We start from the raw sequence: 20,640 nt of genomic DNA, 5'->3' as shown, positions 1-20,640 counted from the left end.
GCGGCGGGGGTGATCGACATGTCACGCAGGAATGGCCGAGTCGAGCGTCCGCAGCGCGCCAAACCCGCCCACCGGGACGGTCCCGCGCGCCGCGGGACGTCGTTTCGTTGTCTCGGTTGCGGATTGGACGTTTCGATGTGGGCGCCCGGTACCGCGCACCGCAATCACTGTCCGACATGCCTGTGCAGCAGGCACGTGGATCGGGACCTCCCCGGTGACCGTGCGTCGTCCTGCGGGGGCCGGATGGATCCGATCTCGATCTCGGTGCGCGGCGGTGGCGAGTGGATGATCATCCACCGGTGCACCGCGTGCGGCGCGATGGGCGCCAACCGTGCCGCGGGTGACGACAATCCGCTCGCGCTGGTGCGCATCGCGGTGCGACCGTTGTCGAGTCTGGACCGGATTCGCTGACCCGTTTGTCCAGGTAGCCCCGGGTGCGACGCCGACGCGCCCGGCCGATTGCCGTGCAGAATTCGGCGTTTCGGGGCAGGGTTGAAGGCAAGCGCAGTGCCGCGCGGCCCGTGGAAGGCCCGTCTGCATGAGTGGACGGGCCTTTCGCGGGCCTGGTCGCGGCTGGAGGGAGGTTCTGGGTTGGATTTCCAGACCTTGTGGAATTTTGTGTCCGAGCGACGACAGCAGTTGCTCACGGACTCGTACCTGCACGTCAGTGCCGTCGTGCAGTCGGTGATCATCGCCGGTGTGATCGCGGTGGCGATCGGGATCGCCGTGTACCGCAGCCCGATCGGATCGGCGGTCGCGACGGGCCTCGCCAGCACGATCCTGACGTTGCCGTCGTTCGCGCTGTTGGGCCTGCTCATCCCGATTCTCGGCCTGGGTGTCGCACCCACCGTGACAGCCCTGGTGCTGTACGCGCTGCTGCCGATCATCCGGAACACGATCATCGGCTTGGCCTCGGTCGATCCGGCGATCACCGATGCCGCGAAGGGTGTCGGTATGGGTCGGCTGCACGTGCTGGGGCGGATCGAGTTGCCGCTGGCCTGGCCGTCGATCCTGGCCGGTATCCGGGTGAGCACCCAGATGCTCATGGGCATCCTCGCGATCGCCGCGTACGCGAAGGGGCCCGGCCTGGGCAACCTGATCTTCTCCGGCCTCTCGCGCGTGGGCAGCCCGACGGCCGTGCCGCAGGCGCTCACCGGCACCGTTCTCATCGTCATCCTTGCGCTCGTCCTCGACGGACTGCTGGTCCTCCTCGGGCGCCTCACCACCTCCAGGGGGATTCGTGACTGATCTGCTACCCGCCGAAGAACGCACTGGTAAGGGCGTCGAGATCGTGCTCGACGACGTGGTCAAGCAGTATCCCGGGCAGGCCGACCCGGCGGTCGACCACGTCTCGATGACCATTCCTGCCGGTGAGACCGTCGTGTTCGTCGGCCCCTCGGGCTGCGGCAAGACCACCACGATGCGCATGATCAACCGCCTCATCGAACCGACGTCCGGCAAGATCACCATCGCCGGGCGCGACACGCACTCCATCGACCCGGACCGGCTGCGTCGCGGCATCGGCTACTCGATCCAGCAGGCCGGTCTGTTTCCGCACCTCTCCGTCGCCAAGAACGTCGCGACGGTTCCGGGGCTGGTCGGGTGGGACAAGAAGCGCACCGTCGACCGGGTCGACGAGATGCTCGACCTCGTCGGTCTGGACCCGGACACCTACCGGGACCGGTACCCCCGGCAGTTGTCGGGCGGGCAGCAGCAGCGGGTCGGGGTGGCCCGCGCCCTCGCCGCGGATCCGCCGGTGCTCCTCATGGACGAACCGTTCGGTGCGGTCGACCCGATCACGCGCGGCCTGCTGCAGGACGAGTTGATGCGGTTGCAGTCGGAACTCGGCAAGACCATCGTGTTCGTCACCCACGACTTCAACGAGGCGGTCAAGCTGGGCGATCGAATCGCGGTGCTGGGCAGCCAGTCCCACATCATGCAGTACGACACCCCGGAGGCGATCCTCGCGAATCCCGCGAACGACATGGTCGCCGGCTTCATCGGCGCCGACGCGTCGCTCAAACAGCTCACGCTGGCCCGGGTGAGCGACATCGAACTGTCGCAGTGCCCCACCGCATATCGGGACGGGTCCGTCGCGGACCTGCGCCGCGAACTCGTCGAGCGGGATGCGCACTGGGGCGTGATCCTCGACCACCGCGACCGGCCGGTGCGGTGGGTGTCGCCGGAGCATCTGGCGTCGGCGGTATCGCTCGAGGACGTCGGTGATCCGGTCGGTGAGAATGTCTCGGCGAGTTCGACGCTGCAGGACGCCCTCGAGGCGCTGCTGGTGCAGGCCAGTGCGTCCGCCGCGGTGACCGGCCGCCGCGGCGAGTATCTCGGACTCGTGACGATCGACACGCTCGTCCACGCGTTGCAGGAGGTCCGGGAGGAACACGCCGACGATCACGTCGAGGACGCTCTCCCGTCGGCCGAATCGATCGACGTCTCGGAGGAACCGTCGAAATGACCACGCAGACAGCACCGGAAGCCGAGGCACGGTCCGAACACCTGCGGCTGCTCGTCCAGCCGCTGCTGGTGCTCGTCCTCGTCGGTGGAGTGCTGGGCTGGGCGTTCACCCGGGACCTCACGGCCACGCAGAAGGCGAGCATCAACGTAGCCAACATCGCGACGCTGACCTGGCAGCACGTGCTCATCACGGTGGTCGTGGTCCTGATCGTGCTCGCGTTGGCCGTTCCGCTCGGCACACTGCTGACCCGTCCCGGATTCACTTTCCTGACACCGATTTTCGTCGGCATCGCCAACATCGGGGCGTCGGCGCCGGCGATCGGTCTGCTGGTGCTGTTCTACCTGGCGACTCGGACGACGGGATTCTGGATCGGGGTGCTGCCGATCGCGTTCTATTCGCTGCTGCCGGTGCTGCGCAACACGATCCTCGGCTACCAGGAGGTCGATCGGGCGCTCGTCGACGCGGGCCGCGGACAGGGGATGTCGGCGTTGACGGTCCTGCGCCGGGTCGAGTTCCCGCTGGCGGTTCCGTACATCCTGGCGGGACTGCGCACGTCGCTCGTGCTCGCGGTGGGGACCGCGACGCTGTGCTTCCTGGTGAGTGCGGGCGGGCTCGGCATCCTCATCGACACCGGATACAAGCTGCGCGACAACGTGACCCTGGTGGTCGGCGCGGTGCTCGCCGTCGCGCTGGCGCTGCTGGTCGACTGGGTCGGTGCGCTCGCCGAGACCTACCTCGGTCCGAAGGGGCTGCGTTGACATGGGTGTGAAACGACGTGCGCTCGCGGGCGGTGTGCTCGCGCTTGCCGCGACGCTGTTGGTCGGGTGCGGGCTCGAATCCGGCGGCGCGGTTCCGCTGAAGGTGGGACCCGGCAGCATCCAGCCGGTGTCGGAACTCGAGGGTGTCCGAATCACGGTCGGTTCCAAGGACTTCACGGAGCAGGTGATCCTCGGTTACATCATCGAGTTCGCGCTGTCCGCGGCCGGCGCCGACGTCCGCGACCTCACCAACATCCAGGGATCCAACAGCACCCGCGACGCACAGTTGGCCGGGCAGATCGACGTGAGCTACGAGTACACCGGTACCGGCTGGGTCAACTATCTGGGGCACGAGCAGCCGATCCCCGATTCGCGCGCGCAGTTCGAGGCGGTCCGGGACGAGGATCTCGAGCGCAACGGCATGGTGTGGACCGATCCGGCGCCGATGAACAACACGTACGCGCTGGCGACCAGCCGGAAGACCGCGGACGCGACCGGGGTGCGCACGCTGTCCGACTACGCCGCACTGGTGCAGCGTGACCCGGGGGCCGCGACGACGTGCGTCGAGACCGAGTTCAACGTCCGGCAGGACGGCTTCCCCGGCATGGCCGCCGCCTACGGGTTCGACCCGGGCCGGGTGGAACGCCGAGTCCTGCAGACCGGCATCATCTATCAGGCCACCGCCGACGGGAGCCAGTGCAAGTTCGGTGAGGTGTTCACGACCGACGGTCGGATCGCGGCGCTGGACCTCGTGGTGCTCGAGGACGACCGCCAGTTCTTCCCGAAGTACAACCCGGCCCTCACCATGCGCGACGATTTCGCGCGGGACCACCCGCAGGTCGCGGAGGTCATGGCGCCGATCTCGGCGGTCCTGACGAACGAGGCGATCACCGAACTGAACCGTCAGGTGGACGTCGAGGGCAAGGACCCCGCGGCGGTGGCGCGGCAATGGCTGGTCGATCAGGGGTTCGTCACCACGAAGACGTGACGGATCGCGGGTGTCGTGGTGGGCGCGCCCCTCAACGGCCGCCGGCGACGCCGTCGCGCACGCGCGGGAGGACCTCCTGCGCGAGGTAGGTCAGCGATTCGTCGGTGGGGTGCCCGCCGAGGATGAAGGTGTCGATGCCGTGGTCGAGCGCGAGGGAAGAGAGGCGCCGGGGGAGGTCGTCGAGCGGAATGTCGCCCCCGACGTTGAGGATCCGCCGGATGCTCGACGGGTCCCGCCCCGCCGCGGTGGCGGCGGCGTCGATGGTCGCACTGGCCGTGGCGATTCCGTCGTCGTCGATGTATCCGAGCGAGGGGAGCCAGCCGTCGCCGATCTCGCCGACCAGATGGAGCATGCGCGGCTTGTAGCCGCCGATCCAGACGCCGATCGGGTGCGCCGGTACGGGTCCCGGGTGGACGCCGTTCACGGAGTAGAAGTCGCCGTCGAACCGAATGGACCGTTCTCCGCTCCACATCAGCCGGATCACCGCGACCGCCTCCCGCAGTGCCTGCACCGACTCGCCGGGGGTCCGGCGCGGGCCGCCCATAGCGGCGATCGCATCCCACATCGCGCCGGCGCCCAGACCCAGCTCGACGCGGCCGCCGGAGAGGAGATCGAGGCTGGCCGCCGACTTGGCGAGCACCGCCGGCGGGCGCAGAGGCAGGCTCGCGACGTCGGGGAACACCGACAGCTGTTCGGTGCGGGCCGCGATCGCGGACAGCAGCGTCCAGGCGTCGAGGAACCCGCGCTGGTACGGGTGGTCCTGGATCCCGACCAGGTCGAAGCCGGCCCGGTCGAGGACGGCCGCGGTGTCGAGCGCCGCCTGGGGTGAGTGTGCGTCCGGGACGAGAAACCAGCCGAATCGGATCTCGTTGCCGTAGTCGGGCATTGCGAACTCCTTCGAGGGCCGACGCTCCTGTCTCAACGATAGGGGCAGGCGCGTCGGCTCGCGCCTGGAAAAGATCGACAACCTGGGGTTGACGCTCGCCGATCGTCAACCTACGGTTGTCGTATGACGAATCCGGTGCCCATGACGAATCCTGTCCGACTCGACGATCTGATCGACGCGATCAAGAAGGTCCACACCGACGCACTCGAACAGTTGACCGACGCGGTGCTGACCGCCGAACACCTCGGTGACATCGCCGACCATCTGATCGGGCACTTCGTGGACCAGGCGCGGCGCTCCGGCGCATCGTGGACCGACATCGGTCGCAGCATGGGTGTCACCAAGCAGGCGGCGCAGAAACGTTTCGTGCCCAAGGGGCCGGGCGAGCCGTCCGATCTCGACGCCGATCAGGGCTTCAGCAGGTTCACTCCCCGCGCACGCAACGCGGTGATGGCGGCGCAGAATGCAGCCCGGGCCGCGGGCAACGATCAGATCGCGCCCGAGCACCTGGTACTCGGCGTGCTGACCGATCCGGAGTCGCTCGCGGTGAAAATGCTTGCCGCGCAGGATTTGGACGTCGACACGGTGCGGCGGGCCGTGCTGACGGTACTGCCGCCGAAGGTCGACCAGCTGCCCGACCTCATTCCGTTCGACGCGGGCGCCCGGAAGGCCCTCGAGCTGACGTTCCGTGAAGCGCTCCGGCTGGGGCACAACTACATCGGCACCGAGCACATGCTGCTGGCGCTGCTCGAACAGGAGCACGGAGCGGGAGTTCTGTCCGAACTCGGCTTCGACAAGTCGGCCGCCGACACCTACGTCGTCGAAACCCTGTCCGTGTTCCTCGCCGCTCAGCAGCAGCAGGAGGAGAAGTAGTTCTCCGCGACGGTCATTCGGCGAACCTCAGGATGGCCGCGGCCGGCACCTCGTCGGGGACGTCGCCGGTCCGGAGTGCGAGGACCCGCGCGCCGGTGAGCAGCGACCGCCGGGCGATCTCGTCGACCACACCGTACGAGTGGTTGCCGTCCAGCTCGGCCAGCATGACCTTTCCGGTATCGGGGTCGATCGTGCCCGGCACGACGCCTTCGATGTCGACCATCAGCGTTTCGATCCGACCGAAGGTGGCCGACCGGGCCACGTCCGAGATCTCGACCTGCGCCCGGCCCTTCGAACGGAGGTCGTCGAACTGCTTGCGGGTATCGGCCAGCTGCTGCGCGTAGTAGCTGTCGAGCACGGTCCGCGTGACCTCGGCGATCTGGCCGTCGGTCATTTCCTCCGGATTGCCGGAGATGCCCTCGTCGAGCAGCTTGTGGTAGTTGTTCACCGAGCGGTACTGCGAGGCTGTCGGTTCCGCGGCCGCGAGGATCAGCGGGATGTCCCTGCCGGTGAGCACGCTCCGGAGCGCGTGGTCCACGGCGCGGACGTACTCGTGGACGCGGAGCTTGCGGCCCTCGTCGCCCTGCACCCGACCGTGCACCCGGCCCGGGGCCGTGCGCCCGAGCGACGACACGCCCGCGTAGCTGGCGGCATCCGAGGGCAGGCCGGGAACGTCGATCTTCGACGGTGGCTGATCGGCCGTGACCTCGATCAAGCGCACCGAACCCTCGGCGAGGGCCAGGACGAACGCTGTCTGCGGAAAGGTCACCGTCCGCAACAGCGGCTTGATGTAGAAGCGGTCGCTGACGATGACGGACGATCCGAGTCGATTGGGCAGCCGATAGCGTCGTAGTCGGTCCGGCGTGGCGAGCACGACGAGGGAGCGTGCCTGGTAGCGCCAGAACGCCTCGTCGTCGATCAGGTCGTCGAATGCCTGCTCGAACGTCACACGTTCCTTCGGATCGTCGACCTGTTCGAGTGCGGACTTGACCTGGTTGGTGAACTCGATTCGGCTCTTGCCCGGATCCTTAATGTCGTCCTCGGTGGGCGTGTAGATCGAGATGCAGGTTTGACCCTCCACCCCGGCGAGCCGTCGGATCTCGGCATGACTCGGAATATCGCTGTAGAGCATTCCTCGACCTCCCGATAGTTGGTCGCTTTTCAGCGTACCCAGGAGGTCACGTCTCGGCAGGGGTTTGCGCGGCGCCCTCCGCGCTGTCGGCGCCGGGGCGATTTTTCCCGCTTGTTGGAAGACGACCTGGACCACGTTCGTACTCGATCGGTAATGATCTGGGGCAGTTGAGACTTGGAGGAGATATGGGACAGCTCGAAGGCAGGACGGCGTTCGTGACCGGCGCGGCGCGCGGGCAGGGCCGGGCGCACGCGCTCGCCCTCGCCGCGGAGGGTGCCGACATCTTCGGCATCGACATCTGCGCCGACGTCGCGACGGTGCCGTACCCGCTGGCGACCGCGGACGAACTCGACGAGACCCGGCGGATGGTCGAGGCGCTGGGCGTCCGGTGCCGCACCGCGGTGGTGGACGTGCGCGACGGCGCGGCGGTGGACGCGGCCGTCGCGACCGCGATCACCGAACTCGGCAAGATCGACATCTGCATCGCGAACGCCGGTGTGTGCGCGTTCGCGAAGACGTGGGAACTCACCGACGAGATGTGGGACGCGGTGGTCGACACCAACCTGACGGGCGTCTTCAAGACCCTGCGCGCGGTGGCTCCGCACATGATCGAACAGGGGTACGGACGCATTGTCGCGACGTCGTCGATGGGCGGGCACATGGGCACCCCGAACCTGGCGCACTACGTGGCCGCCAAGTGGGGCGTGATCGGGCTCGTGAAGACCCTGGCCCTGGAACTCGCCCGGTACGGGATCACCGTCAACGCGGTGTGCCCGGGCTCGGTGGACACCCCGATGGTCCACAACGAGGCGTTCTACGGACTGTTCGCTCCCGACATCGAGCACCCGACGCGGGAGACCGTCGAGTCGAGGTACGCCTCGATCACGCCGATGCGGGTGCCGTGGATGGCGCCGGAGGACATCTCGCACGCGGTGCTCTATCTCGTGTCGGAGCAGTCCCGGTACGTGACCGGGACGTCGCTGGACGTCGGTGCCGGCACTTCGGCGCTCATGCCGTGATCCCGGCGCCCGGCGTCGCCGGACGCCCGTCGATGATCTTGGTGTTATGTTCCGTTCGGACACAGGCGCGTTCGCGCCTGTCGGATGACGATCACGAACGGATCGGGGGATCCATGTCGACCAGGCTCACGGCGCTGGCAGCGGTGGCGCTGCTCGGCTCCGCCGCGGTGGCGGGCACTACCGGGGTCGCGGCGGCCGAGCCGCTGCCGAACGGCGCACCGGGCACCGGGCCCTGCATGGCGGAGGTCTCCCACCAGCTCGAGCCGATCATCCCCGAACGCCTCGAGATCCCGGTCCCCTATCCGGTGATCACGACGGTCCCGTTCCCGGCGCCGGAGCCGCCGACCACCCGGATCGCCTCCGGCCCGCTCCCGGCCGACCCGTGCACCGACCCGTGCCCGGACCTGACGGACGAGTTGCCGCCGCCGTCGTCGCTGTCCACCGACCTGAAGATCCCGCAGATCGGGCTCAAGCCCGCGCCGTTCAACTTCGGCATCCCGATCCCGGGACCGGATCCCGGCCCGCTGCCCCCGCCGCCGGATCCGGCGGACCCGGGCGTCGAGGCGGCGCCGCGCACCCCGGCGCCGCCGACGCCGCGGATCGGGAAGGTGGACCGGATCGCCAAGCTCACCGGGGCGGGCTCGGTGAACCGGACGGACAAGCGCTGGCAGGTCCAGGGCACCGATCTGGGCATCATGTGGGAGAGCGCGCCGGGGCAGATCGCGATCGCCTTCGGCGACACGATCGGTAGGGGCTTCCATCCGCCGGGTGGGCAGGGTGACGACTGGCGCAGCAACGTGCTCGCGATCAGCACCGACCGGAACCTCTCGGACGGAATGAGTTTCGACTCGATGGTGCAGGACAGCCGGTGCCACGCCGCCGAACTGCTGAGCAGCCGCAAGATGGACAACGTCGAGATCACCACCATCCCGACGTCCGGGTTCGCGGTCGGCGACCGGCAGTACATGAGCTACATGTCGATCCGCACGTGGAACAGCATCCCGGGCACCTGGTGGACCAACCACGGCGGCATCGCCTACTCCGACGACGGCGGTTCCACGTGGATCAAGGACCCGTATGCCCAGTGGGACAACATCTTCGGGGTCACCAATTTTCAGGTGGCGGCGATGGTGCCGGCCGGGGACTACGTGTACATGTTCGGCACCCCCAACACCCGGCTCGCGGCGGTGGGCCTGGCGCGGGTGCCCAAGGACCAGGTGCTGAACAAGTCCGCGTACCAGTACTGGCAGGACGGCAGCTGGACGCCCGTCGGTGGGTACACCGCGGCCACGCCGGTCGTGCACGGGCCGGTCGCGGAGCTCTCGGTGCGCTACGACGAGTCCACCGACAAGTGGCAGATGTCGTACCTCGACACCGCGAAGGCGGCGATCGTTCTGCGGGAATCGAATTCGCCGCAGGGCGAGTGGTCGGACGGCGCGCCGACGGTGTCGGTGTTCGACTACCCGGAGCTGTACGGCGGCTTCATCCACCCGTGGTCGCGCGGCAACGACCTGTACTTCACGATCTCGACGTGGTCGGACTACAACGTCTTCCTGATGCGGGCCCGGATCAACGAATAGCGAACAGCTCGGCGGCAGCGTCGACGGTGCGGGCGACGACGTCGGCGCGGTCGGGGTCGAGGCCGTGCCGGCCGCCCTCGATCAGGATCAGCGGGTGCTCGGCCGGGATCAGGTCGAGCGCGGTGCGCATCTCGTCGGGGGTGCCGAACGGGTCGCGGTCGCCGTGCACGAACAGCGACGGCGTCCGCAGGTCCGGTAGGTGCTCGGTGCGCTGCTTCTCCGGCTTGCCCGGCGAATGCAGCGGATACGACAGCAGCACCAGGCCGTCGGCGACGTCGGGACGTTCGGCGGCCAGCATCGTCGACTGGCGTCCGCCGTACGAGTGACCGGCCAGGATCATCGGGCCGTCGGCGAGGCCGCGGATCGCCTCGGCGGCGGCGACGATGCCGTCCCGGTCCTCCCCGGCGTGGGCCCGGTTCGGCGGGCCCGACGCCCGCCGCTGCCGGAACGGCAGGTTGTAGCGCAACACCAGCAAGCCGCGGTCCGCGAATCCGGACGCCATGGCCTGCAACAGCTTTGCATTGCAGTCGCCGCCGGCGCCGTGGGCGAGGACGAGTTTGCCCAGCGCGTCGCCGTCCGGCCGGTGCAGGTAGCCCTGCACGCCGTCGGTGTCGATGTCGAACGGTTCGCCCTGCGCACTCATGAACATCGAGGTTACCGTTGAGTGGTGCAGCGGCTACGGGTGCTGGTCACCGGCGCTACCGGATACATCGGTGGACGCCTCGCCCCGCGTCTGCTGGCTGCCGGTCACGATGTGCGGGTTCTGGTGCGCTCTCCCGAGAAGGTGCGCGACATCCCGTGGGCGCGCGGAGTCGAAATCGCGCGCGGCGATCTGGGCGATCCGGACTCCCTGCGGGCCGCGACCGCCGGTATCGACGTCGTCTACTACCTCATCCACTCGATGGGCGGGACGTCCGAGTTCGTCGAGACCGAACGAGTCGAGGCGTCCAACATGGCTGCCGCGGCCCGGGACAACGGGGTGGGACGTTTCGTCTATCTCGGCGGCCTGCATCCGGAGAACGTCGATCTGTCGCTGCACATGCGTTCACGGGCACAGGTGGGCCACATCCTGATGAACTCGGGGGTGCCGACGATGGTCCTGCAGGCCGGGGTCGTGATCGGGTCGGGCTCGGCGTCGTTCGAGATGATCCGGCACCTGACCAATCGGCTGCCGGTGATGACCACCCCGAAATGGGTCGACAACCGCATTCAACCCATCGCGGTACGCGACGTCCTGTACTACCTGGTGAAGGCGGCCGACGCCCCGCTGCCCCGCAGTCGTGCCTACGACATCGGCGGCCCCGACGTTCTCACGTACGGCGACATTATGAAGGTGTACGCCGAGGTCGCGGGTTTGCGCCGCCGCCGCGTGCTGGTGCTTCCGGTGCTTACGCCGCGCCTTGCGGGGCTGTGGATCGGACTGGTGACACCCATCCCTGGTTCGCTGGGGCGGGCGCTGATCGAATCGCTCCACGATGACGCCGTCGTCGCCGACCACGACATCGACGCCGTCATCGCGCCACCCGCGCAGGGGCTGATCTCGTACCGCCAGGCCATCCGGTGGGCGCTGCGGCGGATCCGCAACGGCGAGGTGGAGACCAATTGGGCCAGTGCGTCGCCGGTGGGGACGCCGTCGGATCCGTTGCCCTCCGATCCCGACTGGGCGGGGGAGGCCGTCTACACCGACGAGCGCAGTGCCGGTTGTGACGCCGACGCGGACACGCTGTGGCGCGTTGTCGAGAGCATCGGCGGCGAGAACGGTTGGTATTCCTTCCCTCTCGCATGGGTGATCCGCGGATGGCTCGACCGCCTCGTCGGCGGTGTCGGGCTCGCCCGCGGCCGTCGGGACGCCCGTCGGCTCAACACCGGTGACCCGCTGGACTTCTGGCGGGTGGAGGAGATCGACCGCGGCTCGCTGCTGCGGTTGCGGGCCGAGATGCGCACGCCGGGCGGCGCGTGGCTCGAATGGCGGGTGCACCCGGACGGACCGTACCGCTCGCACCTGGACCAGCGGGCCATCTTCTTCCCGAAAGGGCTTGCCGGACGGCTTTACTGGTATTCGCTCGTGCCGTTCCACGGCATCATCTTCAAGGGAATGCTCACCAACATCACCGGGGCCGCGGCGCGCGAGTACGCCGCGGCCGGGTGACATACCTTCCGGTCCGGTCAGCTACCGCTACCGCGCCGGTTGCCGTCGCTGCGGGTGCGTTCGAGCACGAACTGGTCGACGGGCCGGAGGTCGGCGAACGGACCGTCGAACGTGTAGTAGGTGACCGTCATGCGTGTCTTGCCGCCCGGGCGGGTGCCCGGATCGACGTCGAACGCCGCGAACCCGTGACCGTTCTCGCGGTCCTGGACCGACGCCCAGGGGGCGTCCTCGTGGAGCCAGATCGAGTCCTTGTGGCCGGGGAGGATGGGGCTGTCCTGGTCGCTGCGCGCCACGATGACCCGCGCCTCGGGACGTTCGAAGAGGTCGCCCTCGGAGGTGGCGAAGTTGCCGCCGCCGCCGATCACCATGTGGACGGTGCCGAGGTCGGTGTCGACCACGTCCTGACGTGTCGACGTCGGTTGCGGGGTGGCGGTGTCGTTTCCGGCGGCGCCCCGGACCGGGTGCGAGCGTTCGTAGTGATGCTCGTGCCCGCACACGACCAGATCCACACCGTACCGATCGAACAGCGGCCCCCATGCCTGGCGGACACCGAGATCGCTGCCGTTGCTCGAGCGTGCGCTCGAAATCATGGTCTGGTGCATGCACACGACGATCCAGTCGATGTTCTGGTCTGCGCGGGCCGCTTTCAGTTCCGCCTCGAGCCACCGTTCCTGGGCGCCGTGCGAGTAACCACGAATGTAGGTGTCGCCGGCGTCCTGGATCGCAACGTCGTCGTTGCTGAGGCTGATGATGCGCACGGATCCGGCGGTGAACGAGTACCACAGACCCCGGAGCGCCGGATCGGTCCCGTTCGACGGCAGCGCGAAGGTGTTCTGGTAGGCCGCGAAGCCGAATTCGCCGTTGCCCTTTTCGTTCTCGTGGTTGCCGGGGCAGGGCATCCAGGGGCGGAAGCGAGCGGAACGGCTGTTGCCGATGAACCAGTCCGACCACGTCGGTGTCCGGGGCTGGCCGAAGTAGGCGCCGATCGCGGCATAGCTGAGGTCGCCGTTCACGAGGTTGAACAGGGGCGCCACCCGTTCGATCGCCTGCACGATGTCCGCCGACGCCTGACTGCCGACGTTGCTGCTGGTGTAGACCGGGTACGGGCCGTTGGCGCCGGGCGTTCCCGGCGGAAACGTCTTCGGTTGGCGGAGGTTGACGGTGCCCTGATCGCCGAAACTCGTGAAGGTGAACGGTTGTCGTCCCCTGGGGCCGGTCGTGAACACTCCCGAATCGGGGGTGGCGCCGTTGTGCGTGGCGTAGTAGACGTACTCCGTTCCCGGGGACAACTTGTCCAGCCGGGCGTGGTGTGCGAACAGCTCGCCGCCGTCCACGCCGTCCCGGTACCGCGTCGTCTCGGCGGCGACCGTCCGGCCCGGTCCCCCGGCCAGCGTGCCGAACTCGACACGAGGCTTCTCGACTGCGGTCGGCGTGATCCACGAAACGACCATTTCGCGTGAGGCGTCCGCACCGAACTGCAGGTGCAGTCCGGTCACGCTGGGGGCGCCGACGGATCCGGTGCGGTGCCAGAAGCCGGGCGACAGACTCCCCGCGGCGTGGGCGCGGGGAGCGAGACCGGTGAGCAGGCCGGCGCCGAGGGATGCCGCACCACCGAGGAGAGCAGATCTTCGCGTGAGTTCCACGTCGTGTGTGCCTTTCTGGTGTGTCGTGCGTGGGGCGAGCCTCGGGCGAGCGCTTCGCCCGAGGCTCGCCCGTCAGCTGTCCGTCTGCGTGCCCGGAAGGACGAGGATCTTGACGTGCTCGTCGGGAGCACGCAGCGCGGTGAAGGCGTCCGCGACTCCGTCGAGACCGACGCGGCCGGTGATGATCGCCTCGGCGTCGATCTCGCCGTCGGCCAGGCGTTGCAGGGTGATGTCGTAGGCGTTCTCGTACGGCCCGTGCCCGAAGTTGATCGAGATCCGTCGGAACTGTCCGACGACGGGAATGATCGTCTCGTCCGCGAACGGCGCGGCCAGGACTTGAATCCGGGAGTTGAACGGCATCGTGTGCAGCAGATCTCCCAGAATCCCTGCCCGGCCGCTGCATTCGTAGGCGATCAGGATGCCGTCGGCGGCCTGTCCGACGAGGGTGCTTCCCTCGGCGACCATCCGGTTCCACACTTCGATCGGGTCCTGCTCTGTCGGGTCGACGACGATGTCGGCGCCCATCTTCTTCGCGAGTTCGCGACGCTTCGGAGACGGCTCCGACGCGATGACGATCTGTGCCCCGTGAGCCTTCGCGGCGACGATGGCGCCGAGTCCGATCGTCCCGCAACCGATGACGAGCGCCGAATCGGCCGACGTGAGGCCGGACTGTTGCACGTGCATCTCACCGACGTGGAGCGGTTCCGCCAGGGTGGCGTGCTCGAGCGACAGATTGTCGGGAACCTTACGGACCCAGTAGGAGTCGACCACGACGTGGTCTCCGAATGCTCCGTGGTACTCGTTGGAGTAGCCGATGATCGTCGGGATCCCGGTGCTGGTGTCCGTCGCCAGGCCGATCCCCGCCACCCGGTCGCCGACCGCGAAATCGTCCACCGCCGAGCCTGTCTCGGAGACAATGCCGGCGTACTCGTGCCCGAGGACGACGGGGCGGTCCGGATCGAACGTGGCCAGCGGGTAGCCGCCGCCCCGCGCCACGTCCACGAAGCGGCACGGATCCTTCGACATGCTCAGGTCGCTGCCGCAGATTCCGCAGGCGACGACGGCGATGCGGATCTGGTGCGGTGCCAGAGGTGGTGCGTCGGCCACCTCGGTCACCGTGAACGTTCCCTGGTGGAGTTGCGCGCCCCTCATGCTCGTACGCCTTCCGTCTCGGCGGGCCGGCCGTAGTAGTCGGTGTGCGCCTTGGTGATCGCGCCGACCAGTCCGCCGATCAGGTAGTCGCGATTGTCCTCGGCGAACTGCAGGCTCGCCTCGCGGCCGACGTTCCGCTTCCGGAAGTGGGGGACCACCTCGGATGCGAACAATTCGTAGCTGCGCTTGGTGTCCTCCCAGTTCGCCATGTCGACGTGCAGGATCAGGAACGTGCCGAACCCGCCGGTCTTCTCGATGAGCCGCTCGATCTGCGCGATAGCGTCGGCGGGCGTGCCGATGATGGCCTGGCCGAACTCGCCGAGCGTGTCGTTCCGCCACTGGTCGATGACGCCGGCCGGGGTATCGGACCATGCCGGGTTCTGCCCGGTCTGCCGGTTCACGTAGGCGGCCATCGACCCGATCCGTCGACTCACGGCACGTTCGGCCTCGGCCCGTGTCTCGGCCAGGAACATCGGATTGACGACGCGCCACGTGGACCGGTCCGCACGGTGTCCGCGCTCGGCCGAGACCTTTTCGTACACATCCCAGTTGCAGTCCAAGGCGTCGAATCCGCTGGGTGAACTCGCGGCGAGCGAGAGCAGCGAGAGCCCATGGGTACCCGCGAGAACCGAGCCGTTGGGAGAAATCGTCGAGGCCGTCACGGTCTCGATGCCGGCGGGGTCGTACGTGGGCAGCTGTGCGCGAGCGTCACGCAACGTGAACCAGTCGGTCTCCATGTCGACAACCTCGCCGCGGAGCAGCGCGAGGATGGCCTCGAGTGCCTCCCCCTGGCGGCGACGCTGGTCGGACGGGTTGATCCCCATCATGTGTGCGTCGAGGGGGATCTTGCCCGGACCGGTGCCGAAGATGAGCCGGCCGCGGGTCTGCAGATCGAGTTGGGTGATGCGGTCGACGGTGATGAGCGGGTGGTGGTAGGGCAGCGACGTCACGCCAGTGCCGAACCGGATGCGCTCGGTCCGCTCGGCGGCGGCCGCGATGAACACGTCCGGCGCGGGCACGATCTCGGCGCCGGTCGAATGGTGCTCACCCATCCAGGCCTCTTCGAACCCGAGGTGATCGAGGTGCTGCATCAGGTCGATATCGCGCCGGAGTTGCAGGGCGGGATCGGCGTCGAGCGGATGGTAGGGGGCGAGGAAGGCGCCGAAGCGAATTGACGATGGGGACCACACGTTGACATCTCCTGTCGACACGGAAGTGAGCTGTCTCACTCGTCTTGGTCGACATGTCTAGCATGGATCAACTGATCTAAAAAGGTTGAAGTACCGGAAGACTAGTTCGGTATGTAAGACCTTCCTGTATATGGATTTTGGTGTTGACACCATCGATCCTATGTGAGATCAACTGGATCGACTGATCCAATAGATGGTGGTGTCGTGACCGTCCCTGAACACCGCGGGAGGTGCGTGATCGGAAGGTGCCCGGCGGGGCCGGGTCCTGTGGGCTCGACGTCCGGACCGGCCGCGTGTGTGCCCCTCGATGGGGGAGGGGCGCACACGGCTGCCAAGCTCGTTCCATGACGGTCCCCAAGCAGAATCGGCAGGGTGACGCGACCCGTGCGCGCCTGGTGAAGACGGCCGAGCGCCTCTTCGCCGCCGACGGAGTGGATGCGGTCTCGCTCCGTGCCGTGAATGCGGCGGCGGGTCTGGGTCCCTCCTCGGTGCACTATCACTTCGGGACGAAGGACGACCTGCTCGCCGCCGTCCTGCTCGACATGGGCGCCGCGGTGCGTGACCGGATCCGAGCCAACGTCGACGCTCTCGCTGCGGCTCCGCAACCCCCGAGCGTCGAATCGCTCGTTCGGGCGGTCACCGACCCCTATCGGGACCTGCTGCTGCGCCACCGCACCCGCGGCATGCGCTGGTTGAAGATCGTCACCCAGATAGCTCCCCAGGGGCACCCCGCGCTGGACACCGCGGAGCAGCACCTGCGGGATCGGTTGCTCACGCAGGTTCGGCGGACGTTCCCGGACACCGATGCCGCTCGGTTGGATGCGCGGTGGGCGGTTGCGCTGATGGGATTTCTGCAGGCGCTCAGCCGGGCTGACGACTGGGGTCCGAGGGATTCAGGTCCGGCCGAGGATCGGCTGATGGCCTTCTACGAGGATCAGGTCGTGTTCCTGATCGGTGGTGTCGGCCTCCTGTTCGGCTGAGGGCGCCATGCCGGCCGAAACGCGACCGCGCTCCACCGTGACCTGTTCAGATCGCGCAGAGCGGGGTGATGTCCGAGCGTCCGTCCGTGTTGGGTGACGTGAGCAGCAGGCATGAGTTGTAGCCGCGGGCCTCGACGACGCTGCGGATCTGCCGCCAGCCGGCATCGCTCACGGCGGGGGTGCGCGAGAGCACGAAGCCGGAGACGCGGGCCGGATCGCCGACCAGCGCCCACGAATAGTCGTCGGCGAGGTAGGTGACCACGTAGTTGGTCGGGCCGTCGGGCGACCCCTGCATCGGCACGGACGGGAAGCTCACGTGCAGTTGGGCATTCGTCACCGGATCGTTGACCCGGCCGTTGCCGACGACGCGGTCGGTGCCGCCCGCCCAGGTGGTACACGTGTTGTCCACGCTGATGTTCGACGCGTCGATCACCGCGTACGTGGCCCGGGTGTCGCGGGCGCAGTCGATGTTGAAGGGCTGCGGGACCGCCGCCAGCTGGTGCCAGGTGCCGACGTACCGCGCGATGTTCAACGACGGGATCGGGGGGAGCGGCTGCCACGGATCATCCGAACCGGGCGGCAGGGCGGCGGCGGGGACGGCGACAGCCGTCACGGCTGCAGCGGCGATCAGGCCGACGGTGAGCTTCCGGGTGGCACGCATGGTGATCCTTCCAGCGTCGACACGAGCAGTCACCCAGTATTCTGTGCCGCTCCCGTCAACGAATGGACACGGAAGATCAACAGCGATGCACCAGGTTGACGCCGGCGATGATCGCGTCGAGCATCGCCGGCGCGGATTCACGCTGCCACGGGAAGGCTGGGGACCGAAGACGGAGAGGTCTTGCTCGTCGTCGGTGATCTGCGAAAAGCGATGACGGCCGTACCGCTCAGGATGGCAACGTACGCCACGATGTAGAGGTTCACGAGAACGTCCCAGGGAACCCAAACCGGTCGGAAGAGATAGAGGCCGACCACAACTCGGCCGTCGGGCCACCGGTAGGACCACGACCCCGCGGCGGCGAAGAGCGCGACCATTGCGAGCCACCACCACGAATTCGTCAGGGCGCGATGCGCGAGGTACACGAAGAGCGGCACGAACCACACCCAGTGGTGGCTCCAGGAGAACGGCGACACCACCGACGAGGTGAGACCGGCGACGGTGATCGAGAGCAGTGTCTCGCCGTTGCGGTGGAGCCGGGCCGCCACCCACATGCTCACCGAGACCACCACCGCGACAAGCACGAGCCACAGCCACGTGGGCGCCGGCCCGCCGATGCTGCGGGCGAGGACACCGCGCAGCGACTGATTCGCGGCGTGACTCTCGTCGGCGATGCGGGTGGAGTCGAAGAACGTCTCGCTCCAGTACTGCCACGAATCCTCGGGGAGCACAGCCCAACTCACGCCGACCGTCGCGGCGATCGTCGCGACCGCGACGGCTGCGGCCCGCCACTGCCGGAGTGCCAGGTAGTAGAGGACGAAGTAGGCCGGGGTGAGCTTGATTCCCGCGGCGATCCCCACGCCGACGCCCTTCAAGCGGCTCTGCTCACCGCGCGAGGCGTCCCAGAGCGCCAGGGCCATCAGGACCAGGTTGATCTGACCGAAGAACAGTGTCGTGCGCACCGGTTCGAGGAACATGCATCCGCTCGCGAGCAAGACCGAGACAGCGACGACGCGACCGGTGATGCGGTAGTGGAGCATTCGCCAGCACAACGCGATGATCGCGGCGAGCAGCGCGACGTTGAACCCCATCCAGATGTACTTGTCTGTCCCACTCGGGAGCAGTCCGAGCGGAACGAACAGCACGGTCGAGAACGGTGTGTACGTATAGAGCAGGCCGTGGATCACCGGCTCTGTGTAGAGCGGTAGGCCCGCCATCGCATGCCGGGCACCGTCCCGGTACACATCGAGATCGAAGCCTCCCATGAACAGCCCTGTGTCCGGCATCCATGGATCGACCGTCGTGAACAGCAGAACGGTTGCGACGATCATTGCCAGCGAAAGGGCCGCCAGCCGTGGCCATCTCGCAGTCGACAGATCATTCCCCTGTGCATCCCCCACTTCATGATCCGAGACCCGCAGAACTCGGCGATCTTTGCGCGCACTGGACAGACTCATCCTGAACGTTCCCCCGTTTGAAATCGAAGCTAAGCAAAGCTAACGGATGGGAGTGCGTTACCCGAATTGCGGGACGGAAGGCCCAATGATGAAGCGAGGCTTTCCGTCCAGAGATACCCGGTGCCCGGCTACGAGCCGGGGATCATCCCCGGATAGGCGAAGACGAATGAGGGAGGTGTCGGCGCGAGGGACCCGAAGGCACCCGTGGAGGACACGATCTCGAGCTTGTGTGGGTTTCCGTCCCGATCGGCCTGCCAGCACTCGCTGTCATAGCGGTACCCCATGCACACGATCTTCGTGGTTCTCCCGAACGGGGAGATGACACGGGTCGTGTTGACCATCGGATTCCAGAACTCGAGCTGATCGGGCATCAGCACATAGTGCGTGGCGTCGACGGGGCGGCTGGGACTGTCCGGCCACGGATCGACCGGCCAGGCGTCCTGAGCGTTCGCAACGCCCGAGCCCAGTGCCATGAGTCCGATGGCCAGTGCGCAGGCTCGGACGAGGATTGAGCGCTTCATTCAGTTCCCCCTCGAAAGATGGAGGCTCCCATGTGGTCACAGGGGCCTTCCCCTGGATTGCCGGGTTGTCTGGCTACGAGCCGGGGATCATCCCTGGGTAGATGAAGATGGCTGTCGCAGGTGTCGTTGCGAGGGACCCGAAAACGGTCGTGTTGAAGAGTTCTTTGAGCTCGTGCGGGTTTCCGTCCCGATCGGCCTGCCAGCATGAGGTGTCGACGCGGTATCCGGTGCACACGATCTTGGTGGTTCTCCCGTAGGGGGAGATGACACGGGCAATGCCGATTGCGGGATTCCAGAACTCGGGCTGATCGGGCATCAGCACGTAGCCCGTCCTGTCGACCGGGGCGCCGATGCCGCCTAGACCTGGATCGACCGGCCAAGCATCCTCGGCGTGGGCCACGCCCGAGCCCAGTGCCATGAGCCCGATTGCCAGTGCGCCGGCCCGAATGAGAATTGAGCGCTTCATGCAGATCTACCCCCCGGTAAAAGTAACGGACAGTAGGTATGTCTGTCGTAGCGCGTGAAACATTACGCGTCAGGCTTCCGCGGCGACGCACGCCGCCCGGCGGAAGGGGAAGCAGACCAAGCTCTCTCAGCGGTGCAGCAGGTTGGCGCCCGCGATGATCGCGTCGAGCGACGACGAGATGCAGTCGTCGCCGATGGCCATGGCCCAGCGGCGCTCGCCGGCGTGGTCGCACAGAATGAACGTGGCGGTGCCGGCGGACGTGCGCTGCTGGTGGAACGAGAGGATCTCGATCTGGAAGCCGGCGTCGTACAGCATCGAGGTGAGCGCGGCGATGGGGCCGGTGGCCGTGGCGGTCGCCGAGGTGATGGTGTCGCCGAGGCCGAGGGTCGCGGTGTAGGTGTTGCGCCCGGCGGCCTGCCCGGTGGTGGCCCAGCTGCCGAGGCGGATCGGGCCGCCGGTGGGGCTGAAGCGCTGGGTGAACTCCGTCCAGCTCAGGCCCTGGGCCTGGGCGCGCATGTCGCGCGGCAGCTGGGAGCCGAAACGGCGGGAGAACGGATCGTCGGAGAACGAAGCGGTGGTGGTGGCGAGAGCCTGGGAGGTGCGCATTTTTCGAGGTCTTCCTGAAGTGAAGGAAGGACCGACGGTGAATAGCTCAACGACCCGCAGCGAGGGGTCGGTCCGATTCAGACCCCGCTACGGCGGTGAACTACTACCTCGATGC

The 20,640-nt window shown here is 67.6% G+C and carries 21 protein-coding genes; 10 read left to right on the top strand and 11 right to left on the bottom strand.

Translation table 11 applies throughout. The features are described from left to right. Window positions 1–18: 18 nt before the first annotated feature. The 5 genes from ACQ5DX_RS22470 (at window position 19) to ACQ5DX_RS22450 (ending at window position 4,213) form a co-directional block, all read left to right on the top strand. On the top strand, window positions 19–411 hold the full coding sequence (locus ACQ5DX_RS22470; protein ID WP_430334687.1) for an RNHCP domain-containing protein: 393 nt from the start codon (window positions 19–21) through the stop codon (window positions 409–411). A gap of 180 nt (window positions 412–591) precedes the next feature. Further along, entirely contained in the window at window positions 592–1,248 is a 657-nt protein-coding gene (locus ACQ5DX_RS22465; RefSeq protein ID WP_430334686.1) for an ABC transporter permease, read from the top strand. Next, entirely contained in the window at window positions 1,241–2,467 is a 1,227-nt protein-coding gene (locus ACQ5DX_RS22460; RefSeq protein WP_430334685.1) for an ABC transporter ATP-binding protein, read from the top strand. Before ACQ5DX_RS22465 ends, ACQ5DX_RS22460 begins: the two co-directional genes overlap by 8 nt. Continuing rightward, window positions 2,464–3,225, top strand: a complete 762-nt coding sequence (locus ACQ5DX_RS22455) for an ABC transporter permease (RefSeq protein ID WP_430334684.1) — start codon at window positions 2,464–2,466, stop codon at window positions 3,223–3,225. Before ACQ5DX_RS22460 ends, ACQ5DX_RS22455 begins: the two co-directional genes overlap by 4 nt. A gap of 1 nt (window position 3,226) precedes the next feature. Continuing rightward, the gene (locus tag ACQ5DX_RS22450; RefSeq protein ID WP_430334683.1) at window positions 3,227–4,213 is read left to right on the top strand and encodes a glycine betaine ABC transporter substrate-binding protein; all 987 of its coding nucleotides are present in this window, start codon (window positions 3,227–3,229) and stop codon (window positions 4,211–4,213) included. Between the two features lie 31 nt (window positions 4,214–4,244). On the opposite strand, the gene ACQ5DX_RS22445 is transcribed toward ACQ5DX_RS22450, so the two are convergent. Further along, on the bottom strand, window positions 4,245–5,099 hold the full coding sequence (locus tag ACQ5DX_RS22445) for an LLM class flavin-dependent oxidoreductase (RefSeq protein WP_430334682.1): 855 nt from the start codon (window positions 5,097–5,099) through the stop codon (window positions 4,245–4,247). Window positions 5,100–5,222: 123 nt separating this feature from the next. Between ACQ5DX_RS22445 and ACQ5DX_RS22440 the strand changes: the two genes are divergently transcribed. Then, entirely contained in the window at window positions 5,223–5,972 is a 750-nt protein-coding gene (locus ACQ5DX_RS22440; RefSeq protein ID WP_430334681.1) for a Clp protease N-terminal domain-containing protein, read from the top strand. Between the two features lie 13 nt (window positions 5,973–5,985). Here ACQ5DX_RS22440 and ACQ5DX_RS22435 read toward each other — a convergent pair whose 3' ends face one another. Next, window positions 5,986–7,104, bottom strand: coding sequence for a hypothetical protein (locus tag ACQ5DX_RS22435; protein WP_430334680.1), 1,119 nt, complete (start codon window positions 7,102–7,104; stop codon window positions 5,986–5,988). 185 nt (window positions 7,105–7,289) lie between these two features. On the opposite strand from ACQ5DX_RS22435, the gene ACQ5DX_RS22430 reads away from it, so the two are divergent. Continuing rightward, window positions 7,290–8,123 carry a mycofactocin-coupled SDR family oxidoreductase gene (locus tag ACQ5DX_RS22430; RefSeq protein ID WP_430334679.1) on the top strand — a complete coding sequence of 278 codons (834 nt, stop codon included), beginning with the start codon at window positions 7,290–7,292 and terminating at the stop codon, window positions 8,121–8,123. 113 nt (window positions 8,124–8,236) lie between these two features. Continuing rightward, the gene (locus ACQ5DX_RS22425; RefSeq protein ID WP_430334678.1) at window positions 8,237–9,703 is read left to right on the top strand and encodes a DUF4185 domain-containing protein; all 1,467 of its coding nucleotides are present in this window, start codon (window positions 8,237–8,239) and stop codon (window positions 9,701–9,703) included. Here ACQ5DX_RS22425 and ACQ5DX_RS22420 read toward each other — a convergent pair. Further along, on the bottom strand, window positions 9,693–10,346 hold the full coding sequence (locus ACQ5DX_RS22420; protein WP_430334677.1) for an alpha/beta hydrolase family protein: 654 nt from the start codon (window positions 10,344–10,346) through the stop codon (window positions 9,693–9,695). The two genes, ACQ5DX_RS22425 and ACQ5DX_RS22420, sit on opposite strands and share 11 nt — an antisense overlap. A gap of 24 nt (window positions 10,347–10,370) precedes the next feature. Here ACQ5DX_RS22420 and ACQ5DX_RS22415 point away from each other — a divergent pair, with 24 nt between their 5' ends. Beyond that, window positions 10,371–11,852: an SDR family oxidoreductase gene (locus ACQ5DX_RS22415; RefSeq protein WP_430334676.1), complete on the top strand. Its 1,482-nt coding sequence runs from the start codon at window positions 10,371–10,373 to the stop codon at window positions 11,850–11,852. A gap of 17 nt (window positions 11,853–11,869) precedes the next feature. Here ACQ5DX_RS22415 and ACQ5DX_RS22410 read toward each other — a convergent pair whose 3' ends face one another. From ACQ5DX_RS22410 to ACQ5DX_RS22400, 3 genes are all read right to left on the bottom strand, one after another. After that, window positions 11,870–13,495, bottom strand: coding sequence for a purple acid phosphatase family protein (locus ACQ5DX_RS22410; protein ID WP_430334675.1), 1,626 nt, complete (start codon window positions 13,493–13,495; stop codon window positions 11,870–11,872). A 72-nt stretch (window positions 13,496–13,567) separates the two neighbouring features. Then, complete coding sequence (locus ACQ5DX_RS22405; RefSeq protein ID WP_430334674.1) at window positions 13,568–14,647, bottom strand: alcohol dehydrogenase catalytic domain-containing protein; 1,080 nt, start codon at window positions 14,645–14,647, stop codon at window positions 13,568–13,570. Beyond that, the gene (locus ACQ5DX_RS22400) at window positions 14,644–15,837 is read right to left on the bottom strand and encodes an LLM class flavin-dependent oxidoreductase (RefSeq protein WP_430334673.1); all 1,194 of its coding nucleotides are present in this window, start codon (window positions 15,835–15,837) and stop codon (window positions 14,644–14,646) included. Before ACQ5DX_RS22400 ends, ACQ5DX_RS22405 begins: the two co-directional genes overlap by 4 nt. A gap of 344 nt (window positions 15,838–16,181) precedes the next feature. On the opposite strand from ACQ5DX_RS22400, the gene ACQ5DX_RS22395 reads away from it, so the two are divergent. Continuing rightward, window positions 16,182–16,817, top strand: a complete 636-nt coding sequence (locus ACQ5DX_RS22395; protein ID WP_430334672.1) for a TetR/AcrR family transcriptional regulator — start codon at window positions 16,182–16,184, stop codon at window positions 16,815–16,817. 46 nt (window positions 16,818–16,863) lie between these two features. Here the strand turns inward: ACQ5DX_RS22395 and ACQ5DX_RS22390 are convergent, their stop codons facing one another. The 5 genes from ACQ5DX_RS22390 to ACQ5DX_RS22370 all read right to left on the bottom strand — a co-directional run bounded on the left by ACQ5DX_RS22390 (window position 16,864) and on the right by ACQ5DX_RS22370 (window position 20,525). Then, the gene (locus tag ACQ5DX_RS22390; protein ID WP_430334671.1) at window positions 16,864–17,478 is read right to left on the bottom strand and encodes a lipocalin family protein; all 615 of its coding nucleotides are present in this window, start codon (window positions 17,476–17,478) and stop codon (window positions 16,864–16,866) included. A gap of 137 nt (window positions 17,479–17,615) precedes the next feature. After that, window positions 17,616–18,806 carry a glycosyltransferase 87 family protein gene (locus tag ACQ5DX_RS22385; RefSeq protein WP_430334670.1) on the bottom strand — a complete coding sequence of 397 codons (1,191 nt, stop codon included), beginning with the start codon at window positions 18,804–18,806 and terminating at the stop codon, window positions 17,616–17,618. Between the two features lie 254 nt (window positions 18,807–19,060). Then, window positions 19,061–19,453, bottom strand: coding sequence for a hypothetical protein (locus ACQ5DX_RS22380; protein WP_430334669.1), 393 nt, complete (start codon window positions 19,451–19,453; stop codon window positions 19,061–19,063). Window positions 19,454–19,526: 73 nt separating this feature from the next. Continuing rightward, the gene (locus ACQ5DX_RS22375; protein WP_430334668.1) at window positions 19,527–19,919 is read right to left on the bottom strand and encodes a hypothetical protein; all 393 of its coding nucleotides are present in this window, start codon (window positions 19,917–19,919) and stop codon (window positions 19,527–19,529) included. Window positions 19,920–20,045: 126 nt separating this feature from the next. Next, window positions 20,046–20,525, bottom strand: a complete 480-nt coding sequence (locus tag ACQ5DX_RS22370) for an alpha-isopropylmalate synthase regulatory domain-containing protein (RefSeq protein ID WP_430334667.1) — start codon at window positions 20,523–20,525, stop codon at window positions 20,046–20,048. Between the last annotated feature and the right edge of the window lie 115 nt (window positions 20,526–20,640).

Origin of the sequence: Rhodococcus sp. ACT016 (assembly GCF_050477185.1) — a bacterium.
GTDB lineage: Bacteria > Actinomycetota > Actinomycetes > Mycobacteriales > Mycobacteriaceae > Prescottella.
The sequence above is the reverse complement of the archived record's forward strand: the minus strand, read 5'-3'. Positions and strand labels throughout refer to the sequence as shown.

Excerpts from the sequence above, each read along its gene's own strand:
- ACQ5DX_RS22455 (WP_430334684.1), top strand. The coding sequence starts at position 2,464 with ATGACCACGCAGACAGCACCGGAAGCCGAGGCACGGTCCGAACACCTG.
- ACQ5DX_RS22380 (WP_430334669.1), bottom strand. The coding sequence starts at position 19,453 with ATGAAGCGCTCAATCCTCGTCCGAGCCTGCGCACTGGCCATCGGACTC.
- ACQ5DX_RS22405 (WP_430334674.1), bottom strand. The coding sequence starts at position 14,647 with ATGAGGGGCGCGCAACTCCACCAGGGAACGTTCACGGTGACCGAGGTG.
- ACQ5DX_RS22430 (WP_430334679.1), top strand. The coding sequence starts at position 7,290 with ATGGGACAGCTCGAAGGCAGGACGGCGTTCGTGACCGGCGCGGCGCGC.
- ACQ5DX_RS22450 (WP_430334683.1), top strand. The coding sequence starts at position 3,227 with ATGGGTGTGAAACGACGTGCGCTCGCGGGCGGTGTGCTCGCGCTTGCC.
- ACQ5DX_RS22390 (WP_430334671.1), bottom strand. The coding sequence starts at position 17,478 with ATGCGTGCCACCCGGAAGCTCACCGTCGGCCTGATCGCCGCTGCAGCC.
- ACQ5DX_RS22440 (WP_430334681.1), top strand. The coding sequence starts at position 5,223 with ATGACGAATCCGGTGCCCATGACGAATCCTGTCCGACTCGACGATCTG.
- ACQ5DX_RS22470 (WP_430334687.1), top strand. The coding sequence starts at position 19 with ATGTCACGCAGGAATGGCCGAGTCGAGCGTCCGCAGCGCGCCAAACCC.
- ACQ5DX_RS22370 (WP_430334667.1), bottom strand. The coding sequence starts at position 20,525 with ATGCGCACCTCCCAGGCTCTCGCCACCACCACCGCTTCGTTCTCCGAC.
- ACQ5DX_RS22385 (WP_430334670.1), bottom strand. The coding sequence starts at position 18,806 with ATGATCGTCGCAACCGTTCTGCTGTTCACGACGGTCGATCCATGGATG.
- ACQ5DX_RS22435 (WP_430334680.1), bottom strand. The coding sequence starts at position 7,104 with ATGCTCTACAGCGATATTCCGAGTCATGCCGAGATCCGACGGCTCGCC.
- ACQ5DX_RS22395 (WP_430334672.1), top strand. The coding sequence starts at position 16,182 with ATGACGGTCCCCAAGCAGAATCGGCAGGGTGACGCGACCCGTGCGCGC.
- ACQ5DX_RS22420 (WP_430334677.1), bottom strand. The coding sequence starts at position 10,346 with ATGAGTGCGCAGGGCGAACCGTTCGACATCGACACCGACGGCGTGCAG.
- ACQ5DX_RS22445 (WP_430334682.1), bottom strand. The coding sequence starts at position 5,099 with ATGCCCGACTACGGCAACGAGATCCGATTCGGCTGGTTTCTCGTCCCG.
- ACQ5DX_RS22425 (WP_430334678.1), top strand. The coding sequence starts at position 8,237 with ATGTCGACCAGGCTCACGGCGCTGGCAGCGGTGGCGCTGCTCGGCTCC.
- ACQ5DX_RS22375 (WP_430334668.1), bottom strand. The coding sequence starts at position 19,919 with ATGAAGCGCTCAATTCTCATTCGGGCCGGCGCACTGGCAATCGGGCTC.